We start from the raw sequence: 15291 nt of genomic DNA, 5'->3' as shown, positions 1-15291 counted from the left end.
GCTTGGGATTCCGCGATCGGAGTCCGCCGCCGCCTGAACGAGCGGCCCGCGTCGCCCGTTCGCCGGCCCCCCGCCGCCGCCCCCACGGGGCGGGCGGGGCGGGGGGCCGGCCCTGACGCGGCCCGAACCGATCTGACCCGACCCGTTCTTCGCCGCCCCGGCCGGCGTCGCCCCGCGCGACGCGGTCCGGCGCGCTCCGTTCCCTCCCAGCCACCTCCTCCCGGGGGATGCCTCCCATGCGACTGCAATCCGCGGCCCCCCGGGCCCTCACGGGTCTGACGGCCCACGCCACGCCCCGCCCGCTGCGGCGTCGGCTGGCGAACCTGCTGACCCTCTGCCTGCTGGCGGCCCCCGTGCTGTCGGCCGGCTCCGCCCTGGCCGACGACGCCGCCGAGCCCGCCGCCGAAGCGGTCGACGCCCGGGCCGCCGCCGAGGGCGTCGTCAGCCTGACCGACATCCGCCGCGACGCCGCCTCCCGGACCGACGCCGCCGTGCAGCCCGCCGGGCTGCTGAACTGCCACGACGAAGGCTGCGTGGACGTCTGCGACCTGCCCTGCGGCTCGGCGTGCCACGGCTGCACCTGCGACGGCGGCGTGTGCACCGGCGGCTGCGGCCACGGCAGCTGCGGCCACGGACGCTGCGGCCCCGGCGGCTGCGGCCTGTTCGGCCACTGCGGCCCCAGCTGTCCCCCCGGCTACGGCTACGGCCACGGCGGCGGCCCGGGGCTCTGCCTCCCGGGGCTGCCCATCTGGAACCACTGCCCGCCGGACGGTTGCCCCCCGGGCGGCTGCCCGCCGGGACACTGCCCCCCGGGGCTCTGCCTGCCGGGCCACTGCCCGCTGGGGCTGTGCCTGCCGGGCCACTGCCCGCCCGGGCTCTGCCTGCCGGGTCAGTGCCTGCTGCCCGGGATGTGCGCCGGCCAGGGCTGCGGGTGGCTCTCGCACCTGTGCGGGAAGTGCGGCGGCCACGGCCAGTGCTACTGGTGCAGCCTGGTGGAAGTCGACCAGTGGCACGGGAAGTACGAGCACGTCTACGCCGTGGACCCCAACTACCGCGACCGCCGGACCGGCGACGTGTGGGCCTCCCAGACGACCGGCGTGCCGATGGCCGTGCCGCTGGCCCCGAACGTCCGTCACACGATGGAATACGGCTGGGGCATGCCCAGCAGCCGTCTGGTGCCGATCTCCCGTCCGCTGCCGCCCAGCTCGCTGTACGGCCCGCCCCCCGGGACGACCGTGGAACTGCCCACCAGCCACCCCCGCCACGGCAAGACCCTGCCGTACATCCCGGAGCACGGCCAAGGCCACCTGCCCCGGACCGGGATTGGGTTCCCCCGCACCCTCGACAACGCCGGCAACAGCTGAGTCGCCGGGCGTCCGCAACTCCCGGCTGACTCCCTGACGGGTCAGTTCGGGAGTCGGCGGACTCTCCGTGAGCGTTGCTCTTCGCTTTTCTTCCCGGGCCCCGCGCCCGTTCCCGTCACCCGCATCCCCCCGGGAGGACACGATGCCCACCCGCTCGACCCGTTCCCTGCTCGTCCCCGCCCGTCTGAACCGGCTCGCCGCCGGGCTGACGCTGGCCGCCGCCGCCGGCTCCCCGGCCCTCGCCGCGGCCCAGGAGGACGGCGCCGACTCCGCCCCGGCCGTCCGCACCTGGAGCGGCCCGGAGCAGATCGTGCCCGGCAGCGAGCGCTCGCTCGACGCCTCCTCCGGCGGCGTCTCCTACGGCACGTCGGGCGGCGCGACCTACGGCGGGCCGCTGGGCGGTTCGACGACCTTCGTCGAAACCGACCCGAACTGCCCGGACCGCGGGCTGCGGGGTGGCCACGGCCACGGCTATGGCCACGGCGAGGTCGGTCTGCACGCCCTGCGCCAGGACGTGCACGCCGGGCTGCACGGCCCCGTGCGGAACCCCCTGCCCCTGCACCCGGCACTGGGCGGGTACGACGCCTACCTGCCGCCGGACCACAACTGGCAGCAGCCGATCGCCTATCCGGTGCAGCGCGAGGTCTACCGCTACAACAACTGGTACCCTGAACAGTGGTACGGGCTGCCGGGCTCGCAGAAGCCGCGGATCGCCCCGCACGTGTTCATGCCGACCGACACCACCCAACTGGGCTACTACTACCAGCAGGTGCCGACCTGGCAGCCGGCCCCCCCGGGAACCTTCCCGGCCCCGCCGGACCCCCGCGTGATGCACCACTTCACCCCGCCGGGCGGTCCGACGATCGCCGCCTACCCGGGCAACTACCCCGGCGAACGGCGGGTTCTCAACGACCGCTGGCATCACGGCGACGCGTACGACCCGGTCACCGGCCACACGATCTACGGCGACGTGCACGGCGTTCCCTCCGGCGCCCCGTACGGCGGGACGATCGTGGCGGAGCCCGCTCCGACGGTGAACTACGGCCCGGCGCTGGGCGTGGACGCCCCGCCCGCCCCGGACGTGCAGGTCGAACCGCTGCCCAGCAGCACCGCCCCCTCGATCGACTCCGACGAACTGCCCGGCGCCCCGGTGCCGGACGACGCGATTCTGCCCCCCGAGGGCGAAGTCTGAGCGACCGGCCCGCCGGTCGTTTTGCCGCCGCGAAAATTTTCTTTCGCGGCGGTGTCCCCCTTCGCGGACGGATTCCGCTGAGGGGGTGAGGAAGGACCACCGGGTGGTTTGGAAGGGCCGCCCGACGGTTTGTGGTTGAGGAACGATTGGATTGATTGCACGCGAGCCCGCGGGGGTTGTTCCCCCGCGGGCTCGTTTTTTGCGCGCCCCCGCAAAGGGTCCGCGCCTCCGCAGACCCGGCGGGCTCCGGGGGAGGGTTCGCCGCACCCGGTTCGAGCCCCCCGTTGTTCGCCCGCCTGCCGCCCCGCCGCTGCTGGATCGCCCTGGGCGGATCGGTTCTCGCCGCGTGGGGGCCCTGGTGGGCGACGTGGGTTTGGGGCGTGACGAACGTGCGTTGCACGCACTGTGTCGAGCAATTCGGCCGGCTCGCCCTGTTCGGCCCGGGCCTGCTGCCGGGACATCTGACGGCCGATTGGCTGGGGCTCGACGGCTCCGGCTGGGGGCCGGCGGTCTTCAGCCTCGCCGCCGCCGGGGCCTTCGTCGCCCTGCTGGCCGCCCTGGCCCTGAGCATTCCCCGGGCCCGGTGGGCGGTGTGGGCGACGGCGGCCGCCAGTCAGGCGGCGCTGGCCCCGTTGATCGTCGCGCTGATCCGCATGTGAACGGCAGCCCGGTCGGCGTCTTCGTCCCCCCTCGCCCCCCTTTTGGGGGCGAGGGGAGAAGTGTGAACGCCCCCGTCCGCCGCGGCGTCAGGATTGATCGGGTTGCTCGGCGACGGGTTGCTCGGCGGCGGGTTCCGGCGGGACGAGGCGCTGGTTGGGGTCGGCGAGCATGCCGGCGACGCAGGCGGTCATGAAGGCGGCGAGGGTGCCGGCGACCATCGCCTTCATCGCCAGCGCCGCGACGCTCGCCCGGCGGTTGGGCGCCAGGAAGGCCAGCGCCCCCATCTGGATGCCCACGCTGGACAGGTTCGCGAACCCGCAGAGGGCGTACACGGCCAGCATTCGGCCGCGGGGGGAGAGCTGTTCCTCGGACAGCTGCGACAGGCGGTCGTAGGCGATGAACTCGTTGAGCACCGTTTTCACGCCCAGCAATTCGGCGACCGTCCGGCACTCGTCGGGCGGCGTGCCCAGCGCCCAGGCGACGGGGAGGAACGCCCAGCTCAGCAGCCACTCCATGCTGAGCTGCGGCACGCCGACCGCCTCCCCGGCGGCGCCGAGGACGATGTTCGTCAACGCAATTAATCCCAGGAAGGCGAGCATCATCGCCCCGACGTTGATCGCCAGCTTGACGCCCTCCGCGGCGCCGGCGGCGGCGGCGTCGAGGGTGTTGTGATAGACCGCCGGCCGGTCGATCGCGGCGCCGCCGGCGGTCTCCGGTTCCTCCGTCTCCGGCCGCATCAGCTTGGCCAGCAGCAGGGCCGCCGGGGCGCTCAATAAACTGGCCGTCAATAACTGCCCCGGGTCGATGCCCATGCCGTAATAGGCGACCAGCACCCCGCCGGCGACGGTGGCGAACCCGCCGGTCATCACGGACATCAATTCGCTGTCGGTCATCCGGTCCAGATAGCGGCGGACCAGCAGCGGGGCCTCGGTCTGGCCGGCCAGCACGTTGGCGGCGGCGGCGAGGCTCTCCGCCCCGCTGACGCCCAGCGTTTTCTGCAACGCCCAGCCCAGCGCCCGCACCGCCGCGGGGATGATTCCCCAGTGCTCCAGCACCGCGGAAAGGGCTCCGAAAAACACGATGCTGGGCAGCACGAAGAAGGCGAAATAATGCTCCGCATAGTCCTCCCCGAACACGAACGCCGCCCCGGCCTCCACGCTGTCGAGGATGGTCTTGAAGACGACGCCGGTGGCCTCGTAAAACCACACGCCGACGTCAGTTTGAAAGAACAGCAGCCCCAGCCCGAATTGCAGCGCCAGCCCCCCGCCCACCGCCCGCCAGGGGACGCGACGACGGTGGGAACTCATCCCCCACGCCGCCAGCAGGATTAAGACGAGCCCCAGCCCGCTGGTCAGCCGCAGGGAAAGATCGTCCGGCATTGCCAAGGCGGAGGGGCGAAGGCGGAGGGCGGAGGGAAGCGGACGAGCGCCGCGATCGTAACCGAGAACGCCCCCGCCGTTCTCTCGTTCCGAAATACCAGCCCCCTCACGTCAGCACTTCGTCCACCGGTTCCAGCGGGGGCGGGACGCGGCCGGCGCCGGTGAGTTCGCGGAGGTTAATTTCGATCGTGCGGCAGAGCGCCAGCAGCGGGAGGTCCTCCGGGTCCAGGCCGAACGGGTCCTCGACCTCGTCGCCCAACGCGTCCAGGCCGAGGAAGGCGTAGGAGACCAGCAGCACCGTGATCGGACAGAGCCAGCCCAACGTGCCGACTAGGCCGAAGGGCAGGGCGAAGCAATAAAAGAACACCAGCCGGTGCGTCAGCACGGTGTAGCTGTAGGGCATCGGCGTGTTCTTAATGCGTTCGCAGCCGCCCTGGATGCCGGTCATTTCCGTCAGCGAACTTTCAATATGGACGAGGTGATAATCGGAGACGTGCCCGGACTCCCAGGCCTCGCGCAGCCGCAGCCCCATGCTCTGCAGCACCGCGATCGGGCGGTTGGACTGGGCGAGGATCATGCGGGTCTCGTCGGCGTCGAGGATGCGGTGCAGGTCCGCGTGGGGGTCGGAGCCGCGGAGGTGGTGGCGGAAGCTGTGCACGTAGGCGATCTGCCGCAACGCCATTTCTCGGGCGAACAGCCCGCACTTGCCGCCCAGTTCCGCGAGCGCCGCCTCGTCGTCAGGGCGACCGTCCCGGTCGGTTTCGAAGACGTGGTCCCCCGCGTCGCCCACGGTCGGGGCCGTGCCGGTGCCGGTTCCGTCGCCGTCCGCGTCGTCGGTCTGCGCGAGGCCGCCGAGGCGATTCACGGTCCCGGCGCCGTTGAGGCGCGGGCCGACGGCCTCCCCGTGTAGGCTTCCCCCGCCGCTGGCGGTGGTGCCGTGGCCGACGGAGCGCAGCGCCGCGGCGCCGCGGGTCATCATCGCGCACTGCCGCGTGAAGCTGCGGGAGACGTTGACCATCCGCCCCCACAGCTTGCGGCCCTCCCACCAGCGGTCGTAGGTCGCCTTGGCCCGGAAGCTGAGGAACACGCTGATCGCCAGGCCCATCACCGTGAACGGCTCGAAGGTGAGCCAGTTCTCCGCCTGCTCGCGGCCGCTGTAGACGAACCGGTGCGCCCCGGTGACCAGCGTGGCGAACAGGCCGGCGCTGAGGATCTTCGGGTAGGCGTCCTCCAGGCTGGAGCCCGAAATGCTGAAGATCATGCTCAGCCAGGGGAGCCGACGCTTCGGTTTGACGATCATGGGGCGGGCGACGCGGGCAGCGGGACGAGTCGGCGGGCGCCGGGCCGGGCCGGCCGGGACGGGCGGCGGGCAGTCTAGCGAGGGCGCGTCCGCCCACCCGCCTGCCGCCGCGATCGCGGCCGCGATCGCCGCGGGCTGGCTGATCGGGATTGCGGCGGGCTGGCCGATCGGCGGGGGGATGCGTCAGAATCCCGGCCGCCCGCCCGCCCCGATTCGCCCCGGTTCCCGCCCCGCTCCCGGTTCCCGCCCCGTGCCCCGCCCCGTTCCCGAGACGATCGGCCCCTACGAGCTGGGCGAGGTGCTGGGCCGCGGCACGGTGGGCACCGTCTACCGGGCCGTCAATAAGGAGACCGGCAAGGCCTGGGCGCTGAAGATCCTCCTGCCGCAGGTCTCCGCCGACGCGGAGATCAGCGCCCGCTTCGAGCGGGAGATCGAGATCCTGGAAAAGCTTTCGCACCCCAACGTCGTCGGCTGCGAGGCCAGCGGCAAAACCCCCGCCAGCGACCCCGCCGGCGCCCGGTGGTACTACGTGATGGAGCTGGTCGAGGGCGGCACCCTGGCCAACCTGCTGCGCGTCAAACGCGTGCTGGACTGGGAGGACGTCGTCGAACTCGGCTGGCAGCTCTGTTCGGCGCTCCAACACCTGCACAACAACGGCGTGGTGCACCGCGATTTAAAGCCCTCCAACGTCTATTTCACCGAGGACGGCGTGGTGAAACTGGGGGACTTCGGCATCGCCCTGGACACCGCCAACTCCGCCCTCACGGAGCAGGGCAAGACCGTCGGCACCTGGCTCTATATGAGCCCGGAGCAGATCCGCGGGCAGAACCTCGACGATAAAACGGACCTCTACGCCCTGGGCTGCCTGCTTTACGAATGCCTGACCGGCCGCCCGCCGTTTACCGGGGCGGGGTTCGCGGACATCTTCGAGCAGCACCTTCGCCGCAGCCCCGTGCCGGTGAAGAAGGTGTGCGGCCTGGTGCCGACCGACCTGGACGCGGTGGTCTCCGAACTGTTGGAAAAGGACCCCAAAAAGCGCCCGCTGAACGCCCGGGCGGTGCAGGGCCGCCTGGCCGAAGCCCTGATGCGCAAGGAGGAACGGGCGCTGGAACGCGACGACCGCCGGGCGAACCGCCGCCGGGAGCAAAAGGTTTCCAGCCAGGGCGGCAAGGGCCGCACGACCCCGGACATCTGGGCGCTGGACCCGCCCCGCCGGGCGCTGGGCGGCCTGCTGGCGGAGGTCCGCGAACAACCGGGCGACCGCCAGGCCGGCTGGGGCACGGTCGCGATGATCCTCGGCGTCACCGTCGCCCTGCTGGCCCTCGGGGCGCTGCTCGCCGGGCAGGGGTGAACGGGCGGGACGCGTCTGTGAGCCCGAAGCGCAAGCGAGGCGGTACGGCTCCGACCCTCGCTTGCGCTTCGGGCTCACGAAGAACGCCGCGCTCACCCGTCGTCGCGTTCCGCGACCCGTAGCGTCGTCCAATCCCCCGCGTTGACGTTGTAATAAATCCGCCGGCCGTCGGCGCTGAAGGCCGGGTGCGGGTGATTGCGGCGCCAGCTGCGGGCGCCGCCGGTGTTGTCGAACACGTCCAGCACGACGAAGTCGTCTTCGTTCATCGAACCCACCGCGACGGCCCACCGGCCCGGGCCGCCGAAGGGGCGCTTCTCCACGTCCGCGTCCGTCACGAACAGCCGGCCGTCCGGGGCGACGGTCGGATGATTCGTGATGCAGGAGGGAGCGTACCGCCGGGTTCGGCCGGTTTCTAAATCGACCGTGTAATTGCCCTTCTCGAAAATCGCCCCGCCGTCGGGCGTCCAGGAGGGGTGGCCCCACTGTTCAATTCGGCGCAGGAACCGCTGCTCCCGCAGGTCGTAGGCGACCAGCCCGGCCCGGTCGCTGGCCCGGCTGCTGCGAAAATCGTCCGTGCCGCTGGGGCGGGCGATCTTGAAGAAGACCCGCCCGCCGTCCGGGCTCACGACCGGGAAGAAAATCGAGACCTCCGTCGTGCCGAACCGCTGCCGGACCCAGTCGCCGTACTCCTCGACGACCGCCGCGATCGTCGCCGCGGTGCGGATCTCGCCAGTGCGAACGTGGACGAGTTCCAGGTCCCGGTGTTCGCCCGGGTTCCAGTGGCAGCCGTAAATCGGTGCCCACTCGCTGCCCGGCGCCCCGAACCCGACCTGCCGGTCTGCGGCGAGCGTCCGCGTCTGCCCCGTCGCCACGTCGTAGGCCTTCACGAACCACCGGCCGTCGGTCACGACGTGATAGACGACGACCGCCCCGCCGGCGCTCCACTGCTGGCAGGCCGCCCGGTGGGCGTCTTCGACGGCGACGTCCGTCGCAATGACGGTTTCCTCGCCCGTGGCCCGTTCCAGCAACCGCACGTCGCCCGTTTCGCCCTCGGCCGTCGCGGACGTGTAATACAGCACGAACCGCCCGTCCGGGCTCTCCGGGCAGACGTTGAAATAGGAGTGAATTACGTGCCGATCCGCCTGCGGCGCGACGGCCCGGATCGAGACGCCCGACCGCCAGGCGGCGAGGACCTCGTCATCGGCGTTCGCCGCTGGGGCGAGGCACGCGAGGGCGAGCAGGCCGAAGACGAACCGGGGCGGGCGGGTCATGCGGGGCGAACCGGGCGGGGGATGCATCTCTGTTGATGCGTCCGTTGTGAGGCGTCGCCCCCGCCGCCGCAATCCCGCGGGGCTCAGGCCGGGCCGAAGACGCCGTCCGCCGCCCGCCAGCGGCCGGCGAGGGCGCCTCCGCCCAGAACGACCACCGCCGGGTCGGTCGCGTCCCACTCCGCCGTCCCCCCGTCCAACCGCACGACCGTGCCGCGGCCGCCGCTCACCGGGCCTTCGTGGGTCAGATAGAAGGCCCGGTGCGGGGCGATCGGTTCGGCCTCCACCGCGGCGCCGGACCGCGGGTCCGCCCGCAGTCGCCAGGTGCGACAGCGGCGCTCCCCGGCCCCCTGCGACGAGACCAGCGCCGGGTCCTCAATCAGCAGATCGAAGTGCGGATTGGGGAACCCGGGCGTCGGCCAGTCATGCGCCAGCAGGGCGAAGCGGAGCGACCGTGCGTCGCCGCTCACGCGACCTCCACCCAGCTCTGCTGATCCTCGTCCCAGCGGATCACCTCGCCGGAGACGAAGTCGTACACCCAGCCGCTCAGCGTCAGCGTGCCGGCGGCCAGGGCCTCCTTCACGCAGTCGTGGGCGCGGAGGTGTTCCAGTTGAAGCAACACGTTCGCCTTAATGGCGGCGTCGACCTTCTCCTGCGGGGAGGCGTCGGCGTGCTCGGCGTTCACCCGCTCGCGGACGGACGTGCTGTGCTCCAGCCAATCGGCGACCAGCGGCAGCGAGCCGAGGCTCTCGGGCGCCATCAGCCCGCCCATCGCCCCGCACTTGGCGTGGCCGCAGACGATGATCTCCGGCACCTTCAGCGCCCGGACGGCGTACTCCAGCGTGGCCGCTTCCCCGCCGGTGCCGTGCTCTCCGCCGCCGCCGGGCCGGCCGGGCGGGGGCACGATATTGCCGGCGTTCTCCACCACGAACAGATCGCCGGGTTCGGAGTTGGTCAGCAGCGTGGGGTTCACGCGGCTGTCCGAGCAGCAGATGAACAGGGCGTTCGGGCTTTGCCCCCCGGCCAGCGACTGAAACTGATCGCTACGTTTGGGGTACTCGGCGGAGCGAAAGTGACGAACGCCGTCGACGAGGCGGGACATGGTTCGATACCGGAAAGAGGGATTGCCGCGCGATCGGTACGGATCACGCCATTGAGAGCCGATGCATGGCGACGCCGTCGCCGAGGGGCGAACCGGGGGCGTCGGGGCGGGCTCGCCGGCAGTATAACGCCGCTGCCGATTTCTTCGTCCCGTCGTACGATCCCGCGTGTCCTTCCTCGACCTCGACCGCAACGCGACCACGCCGCCGTATCCGGCGGTGGTGGAGTGCGTGGCGCGGCATCTCCGCGACACGCCCGGGAATCCCGGCAGTCGGCACGCGGCGGGGCGGCGGGCCCGGCGGGTTTTGGAGGACGCCCGGGAATCGCTCGCCGACGGGCTGGGGGCGGAGCCGGAGGAAATCGTCTTCACCAGCGGCGGGACCGAGGCCGCCAATCTCGCCCTCGCCGGATTGATCCGCGGGCCGCGCCTCGGGGAGGAAGCGGCGGACAGCGGCCCGACGACCGTGCTCGTCACCCCCGGGGAGCACCCCGCCGTCGCCGCCCCCCTCGCCGCCGGCGCCGCCGCGGGGCGCTGGCGCGTGCGGCGCTGGCCGCTCGACGAGAACGGTTTATTGAAGGGCGACGAACTGGAAAACCCGCCGCCGGGCCTGCGGCTGGTCTCGCTGATTCACGCCCACAACGAAACCGGGGCGATCCTCGACGTCGCCCCCGTCCTCGTCCGCTGCAACAGGCTCGGCGTGCCCAGCCACCTCGACGCCACCCAGGCCGTCGGCAAGCTGCCGTGGGCTTTTCGTTCGCTGGGAGCGACCGCGGCGAGCCTCGGCGCCCACAAGTTCCGCGGCCCGCGGGGGATCGGGGCGCTGCTCATTCGCTCAGGGGCGAAGCTGGCCCCCAGTCTGCACGGCGGGCATCAGGAGGGCGGCCGGCGGCCGGGCACGGAGCCGGTGGCCCTCGCCGCGGGCATGGCCCTCGCCCTCGAACTGCGGATGAAAGAACTGGACGACTGGACGACTCACACGACGGCCCTGCGGGACCGCCTGGAGGCGGCGCTGCGGCGGGACTGCAGCGCCGTGATCCACGCCGCCGGGGCGCCGCGACTGCCGAACACCGCCAGCGTCGCCTTCCCCGGCTGCGGCGGGGAGGAACTGTTGGTGGCGCTGGATCTGGCCGGGGTGGGGGCGAGCCTCGGCAGCGCCTGCGCGAGCGGCAGCAGCGAACCCAGCCCGGTCCTCATCGCGATGGGCCTGCCGCCGGAGTTGTTGAACAGTTCGCTGCGGTTCAGCTTATTAGGCGAGGAACCGCCGGAGCAGATCGACGAGGCCGCCGCCCGCATCGCCGCCTGCGTGAAGCGGGTGCAGGAACCGTGTGAGCCCCGTCACACGCCGAAGATCGGGTGAAACCGCACCGGCCCGGCCGGCGCCGCGGCCGTCAGCGGTTTGATTCGAAAATACTCCGCAGGGACGCCCGGCGGGGCGGCGGCGGGGGCCGGTTCAAAGCCGAACCGCTCGTAATAACTCGGGTCGCCGAGGACCGTGCAGCCGGCGGCGCCGCGGGCCGTCAGTTCCTCCAGTCCCGCGCGGATTAATCGCCCGCCGACGCCCTGCCGCTGGCGGTCCGGCCGGACGGAGATCGGGCCGAGGGCGTACCAGTCCCCGCCGCCGGCGGGCGCCGTCGCCGGGGAGAATGCCGCATGCCCGACGAGTTCGCCGTCCTCCCCCTCGGCGACCAGCGAAAGCGCCAGCGCCCCGGCATCGCGAAGCCGGCCGACGAGCCGGTGCTCGTTCCCGTCGGTGTGCGGTGCCGTGGCGAAGGCCGTCCGCGTGAGCGCTGCGATCGCTGGGGCGTCCGCCGCCGTTTCCGGCCGAATCACGAGCGGTTCGGCCGTCACGACGGCGGGTTCAATCATGACGGGCTCAATGGGGGCGATGAACGTCGTAGCCGGAGCCGTACGGCGTGCCGTAGTACCGGGGCTGCGGGGAATAATACCCGGCGGGGCCGCGGTGGTAGGCGTCCTGACGGTAGACGTCGTGGTGGTGGCCGTCGTGATGGCCGACCGACGGGCGCTGGAGGCTGGGCGGCAGATGCCTGCTGGGCGGCACATGCGCGTCGTGGCGATCGTGCCCGTGGCCCTGTGCGTCCGGGCCGCGATAGCCCGCCCGGTGCGGGCGGTAATTCGGGTCGAGGGCGGCGAGGTCGTCTTCCAGGTGATGCTGAATAGCGATCATCTCCCGCACGATGCGGCGGGTCTGCACGATCGCCCCGTTATAATGTTGGGTGAGCACGCCGCGGCGGGCGATCTGGGTGATCACCTCGTCCGCCTCGTGCACTTGCCGGTCCAGGGCGATCACGTCCTCCCGCAGGTGGGCCAGGCTCTCGCCGGCGTGGGCGACCTCGTGTAGGTGCGTCGCCAGCCGTTCGACCTCCGTGGCGTGGCCGTCCATATGATAAAAGTATTCATGGCCGACGAGGTGGGCGTGGACTTCGTCGTGCAATTCCTTCGACAACCGCTCCAGGGTCTCGGCCATCTCGTCGACGTGATCCCAACTGCCCGGGTCGGCGGCCCGCAGGTCGCCTTCGCGGGTGATCGTTCCGGCCGGCGGCCCGGGGGCGATCTGAAACGATCCGCCGAGCGGCACGGAACTGCCGGGGGGCGCCGGGACCTGGGCGGACAGGGGGGCGCTTGCCCCGGAGCAGAGAAACAGGCCGAGGCCGAGCAGGCTCGACCCGACGGTCGCGCGATGAACGTTCATCACCGAACCCGAGTGAGAGGGAGGGGGCCGTGGTCCGGAAGCGAACGCACGTCGGCGGAGGGATGAACGTCGGCGCCGAACGCCGAGCCCACTCCGCGTCGAAGGCTCTGTCAAGCGGTTGCCGATGCGTTCCGGCAAAGTCGGACCGGACAGTCCGCCGCCCGTCCGCCCGCCTTCGCCAGCATGCCGTCGTCGACGCCTCGCCGCCCCCGTCGGTCAGGGCTCCTTCCAAGCCAGCGGGGTCGAATTCATCCCCGCGGGTCCTTGCCGCGCCGCTGATAAGCCAGCAGATCGTCCCGGCCGCCGTTGGTGACGATCTCCGGCGCCGGCCGTTTGAGCGGGGCCTGCGGCGCCAGCCGGGCGATCGGCGGGCCCTCCCATTTCAACGGGGCGTCGGAGCGATCCACGTCCCCCCGATCGGATCGTGTCAGGTTCCTTCGATCGGCACGCCGCCGGCCTCGCCGGTCGCCCTCACGTCGGGGCGGGTCTTCCGCCGTTCGTTGCGGGAGAGGCGCCACTGGAGCAATTGCACCCCGGTGGCGAAGGCCATCGGCAGATAGATATACGGCTTGGGCACCTCGTAATGAAACGCCTCCAGCCCCAGCGTGATGCCGATCGTAATCAGGAAGGACAGCGCCAGAATCTTGAACGACGGGTTGTTCAGCACGAACTCCCCGATCGGCTTGGCGGCGAACAGCAGCACCACGAAACTGAGGATCACCGACGTGGCGATCACGATGAATTGATCCGTGACCTCGAAGCCCAGCACCGAACGCGCCGTGCCGATGCCGTCGGTCATCCCGACCGCGGTGACGACCGAATCCAGGGCGAACACCAGGTCCACCGCCACGATGGTGGCGATCGCGGACGCCAGGGCCGACTTCGGCGAGCCCGACCCGACGGGGGCGTGTTCGTCCTTCAATTCGACCGTGTGGTGAATTTCCTTCGTCGCCTTATAGATCAGGAACGTCCCGCCGCCCAATAGAATCAGGTCCTTGATCGACCGCCCCGCCAGCACCGGCTCGGTGAGCGTTAATAACCAGGTCGCCCCCGCGACCATCACCAGCCGGGCGATCAGCGCCAGCGCCAATCCGCCGATGCGGGCCTTCTGCCGGGTCTCCTGCGGCAACCGGGAGACGATAATGGAGAGGGCGACGATGTTGTCGACCCCCAGCACGAGTTCCAGCCCGATCAACAGGCTGAGCGTGGCGAGAAGATCCGGGTCCAGCATGGGAGGGGAACGGGGGCCGGCGGCGAGCGGGGGAACAGGAGGAGCCCGCAGACGGTCCCGCCGCTCCGTCGCCCCGTCAACGGTGCCGCCCCGGATGCGGCCGACGGGAATCCCCGCGGTCGGGCCGCGCCCCGCGGCTCATCGCTCCCTGTCGGCGTTCCCGTCGGCGGCGTTTCCGTCGGCGGCGTCCGCGGAGGCCGCGTCGACGGGCGGCTGCTGCACGCGGAGCATCGCCTCGGCGTAGCGGGTTCCCAGGCGCTTCATGCTGGGGGCGTCGAAGTGCCAGCGGTCGAAGGCCGTCAGCTCCTCGGAACTGGCGAACGCGGCGTGGGGGACGAGTTCCGGCAGCCGGGCGATCTCGGCGTTGATCGCTTCCTCACCGACGATCTGCCCGGCGACGAACGGCAGGTCCGGGGCGTCGAGATCCGCCCGCAGGTTCTCGACCAGCGTCGTTAATTTCTCGGCGTACCCGGCGGGCGCCCCGCTGTTGCCCTCGCCCTGATGCCACAGCACGCCCTTCAGCGTCCCCGTCTGCCGCGCCGCCCGGGCGCGGCGGACGGCTTCGGTATAGAACCGCGTGCCCCGGGCCCATTCCTCAATGCGGCTGCCGCCTTTGGCGTTCACGACGAGCCCCAGCGAAACGTCCTCGTCGGCGTCCTTCAGCATCGTCCGGGCGAAGGCGTAGCCCGGATTCATCTTTTGCATGCCGAGCTGTTTGCGGACCGACGAATATTGATTGAGCGGGTTCGCCGCCGGAACCCATTCCTCCTCGCCGTTCAGCAGGAAACACCGCGGGATCGCGGCCGCCTCGGCGTCGGTGAAGGGCGCCCGTCCGGCCATATTCGATTGGCCGATGAGCAGATACACATGCAGGTTCTCCCGCGATACGCCCGTCGGCTGGGCCTCTGCCGGCTGGGCCTCTGCCGGCTGGGCCTCTGCCGGCTGGGCGCCCGTCGGGGGTTCCTGGGCGGGCAGGGTCGCCCCGCAGGTCGCGAACAGGGCGAGGGCGAGCGTGGTGCGTGCGGCGAACGTCATTGAATCTTGATCCGGTCTTTGTCATGGCTGACGCCGCCGAGCGGCGCGCCCCGCCCGCGGCAGTCTAAGGCAGAGGGACGATCCGATGCGACGCGCCCGGCGTCGCGGCGCCGGACGCCGGGCGGCGCTCGGTCCGCCCGCAACGTTAATTCACCCACAGCAGGGTGACCGCCAGGCCGAGGCCCAGGACGGCGACGACCACGTTGACCGCCATGCCCCAGCGGGCCGAATAGCCGTCCGGAAACTCCGACGGCTGCAACGTCTTCAGCACGTTCGCGTACTGCTTGGACGAATACACGGCGACGGCCGCGCCGACCACAATAAACAGCAGCCCGATCCAGGCGGTGACGCGCATGACCGTCGGGTCGAACTCGCCTTCGGAGGCGAATTGAATCAGTAGGCCGGAGCGCTCGATCAGAAAGCCGAACGCGATCAGGGCGACGCTGGTGCGATTCCAGGCGAGCAACGTCCGCTCCGCGGCGAACAGCACCCTCGGGTCCTTGGACTCTGACATGCTTTTTCCCGCTGGAATGTTCGGCCGGGCAGGCAGTCTACGCCGGGCGCCGCCGGCTTCGCCAGCGGCGACCGCCCGGCGGTTTAGAACCTGTTTCAGAGCCGCTCGGAACACCAACCCGGAGCGTCAGCGAGGGCTCCCGCGAAGCGGGGGGCGGGCTGCGCCCGCCTCCCTCGCTGACGCTT

At 71.4% G+C, this 15291-nt stretch carries 16 protein-coding genes; 5 read left to right on the top strand and 11 right to left on the bottom strand.

The window, feature by feature from the left end; translation table 11 throughout:
* Positions 1–236: 236 nt before the first annotated feature.
* From CA12_RS04860 to CA12_RS04850, 3 genes are all read left to right on the top strand, one after another.
* A complete protein-coding gene (locus CA12_RS04860; protein ID WP_145357753.1) occupies positions 237–1364 on the top strand; it encodes a hypothetical protein in 1128 nt (375 codons plus the stop codon).
* Positions 1365–1506: 142 nt separating this feature from the next.
* Positions 1507–2556, top strand: coding sequence for a hypothetical protein (locus CA12_RS04855; RefSeq protein WP_145357752.1), 1050 nt, complete (start codon positions 1507–1509; stop codon positions 2554–2556).
* 284 nt (positions 2557–2840) lie between these two features.
* Positions 2841–3215 (top strand): hypothetical protein, encoded by a 375-nt coding sequence (locus CA12_RS04850; protein ID WP_145357751.1) that lies wholly within the window; start codon positions 2841–2843, stop codon positions 3213–3215.
* Between the two features lie 87 nt (positions 3216–3302).
* Here the strand turns inward: CA12_RS04850 and CA12_RS04845 are convergent, their stop codons facing one another.
* A complete protein-coding gene (locus CA12_RS04845) occupies positions 3303–4595 on the bottom strand; it encodes a NupC/NupG family nucleoside CNT transporter (protein ID WP_145357750.1) in 1293 nt (430 codons plus the stop codon).
* Between the two features lie 106 nt (positions 4596–4701).
* On the bottom strand, positions 4702–5895 hold the full coding sequence (locus tag CA12_RS04840; RefSeq protein ID WP_145357749.1) for a bestrophin family protein: 1194 nt from the start codon (positions 5893–5895) through the stop codon (positions 4702–4704).
* A gap of 250 nt (positions 5896–6145) precedes the next feature.
* Here CA12_RS04840 and CA12_RS04835 point away from each other — a divergent pair, with 250 nt between their 5' ends.
* A complete protein-coding gene (locus tag CA12_RS04835; protein ID WP_165700554.1) occupies positions 6146–7246 on the top strand; it encodes a serine/threonine protein kinase in 1101 nt (366 codons plus the stop codon).
* Positions 7247–7338: 92 nt separating this feature from the next.
* Here the strand turns inward: CA12_RS04835 and CA12_RS04830 are convergent, their stop codons facing one another.
* From CA12_RS04830 to CA12_RS04820, 3 genes are all read right to left on the bottom strand, one after another.
* Positions 7339–8517, bottom strand: a complete 1179-nt coding sequence (locus CA12_RS04830) for a TolB-like translocation protein (RefSeq protein WP_145357747.1) — start codon at positions 8515–8517, stop codon at positions 7339–7341.
* An 83-nt stretch (positions 8518–8600) separates the two neighbouring features.
* Entirely contained in the window at positions 8601–8984 is a 384-nt protein-coding gene (locus tag CA12_RS04825; RefSeq protein WP_145357746.1) for a hypothetical protein, read from the bottom strand.
* Positions 8981–9616 (bottom strand): carbonic anhydrase, encoded by a 636-nt coding sequence (locus tag CA12_RS04820; protein ID WP_145357745.1) that lies wholly within the window; start codon positions 9614–9616, stop codon positions 8981–8983. Before CA12_RS04820 ends, CA12_RS04825 begins: the two co-directional genes overlap by 4 nt.
* Positions 9617–9782: 166 nt before the next feature.
* Between CA12_RS04820 and CA12_RS04815 the strand changes: the two genes are divergently transcribed.
* Positions 9783–10973 carry a cysteine desulfurase family protein gene (locus tag CA12_RS04815; protein ID WP_145357744.1) on the top strand — a complete coding sequence of 397 codons (1191 nt, stop codon included), beginning with the start codon at positions 9783–9785 and terminating at the stop codon, positions 10971–10973.
* On the opposite strand, the gene CA12_RS04810 is transcribed toward CA12_RS04815, so the two are convergent.
* The 6 genes from CA12_RS04810 to CA12_RS04790 form a co-directional block, all read right to left on the bottom strand.
* Positions 10952–11482 carry a GNAT family N-acetyltransferase gene (locus CA12_RS04810; RefSeq protein ID WP_145357743.1) on the bottom strand — a complete coding sequence of 177 codons (531 nt, stop codon included), beginning with the start codon at positions 11480–11482 and terminating at the stop codon, positions 10952–10954. The genes CA12_RS04815 and CA12_RS04810 overlap by 22 nt on opposite strands.
* Before the next feature lie 7 nt (positions 11483–11489).
* On the bottom strand, positions 11490–12326 hold the full coding sequence (locus CA12_RS04805; RefSeq protein WP_145357742.1) for a hypothetical protein: 837 nt from the start codon (positions 12324–12326) through the stop codon (positions 11490–11492).
* Between the two features lie 248 nt (positions 12327–12574).
* Positions 12575–12733 carry a hypothetical protein gene (locus tag CA12_RS21835; protein WP_165700553.1) on the bottom strand — a complete coding sequence of 53 codons (159 nt, stop codon included), beginning with the start codon at positions 12731–12733 and terminating at the stop codon, positions 12575–12577.
* A gap of 20 nt (positions 12734–12753) precedes the next feature.
* A complete protein-coding gene (locus tag CA12_RS04800) occupies positions 12754–13557 on the bottom strand; it encodes a TerC family protein (protein WP_145357741.1) in 804 nt (267 codons plus the stop codon).
* 138 nt (positions 13558–13695) lie between these two features.
* Positions 13696–14592 (bottom strand): sialate O-acetylesterase, encoded by an 897-nt coding sequence (locus CA12_RS04795; RefSeq protein ID WP_145357740.1) that lies wholly within the window; start codon positions 14590–14592, stop codon positions 13696–13698.
* Between the two features lie 145 nt (positions 14593–14737).
* Entirely contained in the window at positions 14738–15106 is a 369-nt protein-coding gene (locus tag CA12_RS04790) for a YidH family protein (protein WP_145357739.1), read from the bottom strand.
* Positions 15107–15291: the final 185 nt, after the last annotated feature.

The organism is Alienimonas californiensis, assembly GCF_007743815.1.
GTDB lineage: Bacteria > Planctomycetota > Planctomycetia > Planctomycetales > Planctomycetaceae > Alienimonas > Alienimonas californiensis.
This window is presented reverse-complemented; position numbering and strand designations above follow the sequence as displayed.

What these genes read in the sequence shown, in the direction of transcription:
- CA12_RS04855 (WP_145357752.1), top strand. Translation starts at nt 1,507, where the DNA reads ATGCCCACCCGCTCGACCCGTTCCCTGCTCGTCCCCGCCCGTCTGAAC.
- CA12_RS04810 (WP_145357743.1), bottom strand. Translation starts at nt 11,482, where the DNA reads ATGATTGAACCCGCCGTCGTGACGGCCGAACCGCTCGTGATTCGGCCG.
- CA12_RS04790 (WP_145357739.1), bottom strand. Translation starts at nt 15,106, where the DNA reads ATGTCAGAGTCCAAGGACCCGAGGGTGCTGTTCGCCGCGGAGCGGACG.
- CA12_RS04840 (WP_145357749.1), bottom strand. Translation starts at nt 5,895, where the DNA reads ATGATCGTCAAACCGAAGCGTCGGCTCCCCTGGCTGAGCATGATCTTC.
- CA12_RS04805 (WP_145357742.1), bottom strand. Translation starts at nt 12,326, where the DNA reads ATGAACGTTCATCGCGCGACCGTCGGGTCGAGCCTGCTCGGCCTCGGC.
- CA12_RS04860 (WP_145357753.1), top strand. Translation starts at nt 237, where the DNA reads ATGCGACTGCAATCCGCGGCCCCCCGGGCCCTCACGGGTCTGACGGCC.
- CA12_RS04820 (WP_145357745.1), bottom strand. Translation starts at nt 9,616, where the DNA reads ATGTCCCGCCTCGTCGACGGCGTTCGTCACTTTCGCTCCGCCGAGTAC.
- CA12_RS04830 (WP_145357747.1), bottom strand. Translation starts at nt 8,517, where the DNA reads ATGACCCGCCCGCCCCGGTTCGTCTTCGGCCTGCTCGCCCTCGCGTGC.
- CA12_RS04795 (WP_145357740.1), bottom strand. Translation starts at nt 14,592, where the DNA reads ATGACGTTCGCCGCACGCACCACGCTCGCCCTCGCCCTGTTCGCGACC.
- CA12_RS04800 (WP_145357741.1), bottom strand. Translation starts at nt 13,557, where the DNA reads ATGCTGGACCCGGATCTTCTCGCCACGCTCAGCCTGTTGATCGGGCTG.
- CA12_RS04845 (WP_145357750.1), bottom strand. Translation starts at nt 4,595, where the DNA reads ATGCCGGACGATCTTTCCCTGCGGCTGACCAGCGGGCTGGGGCTCGTC.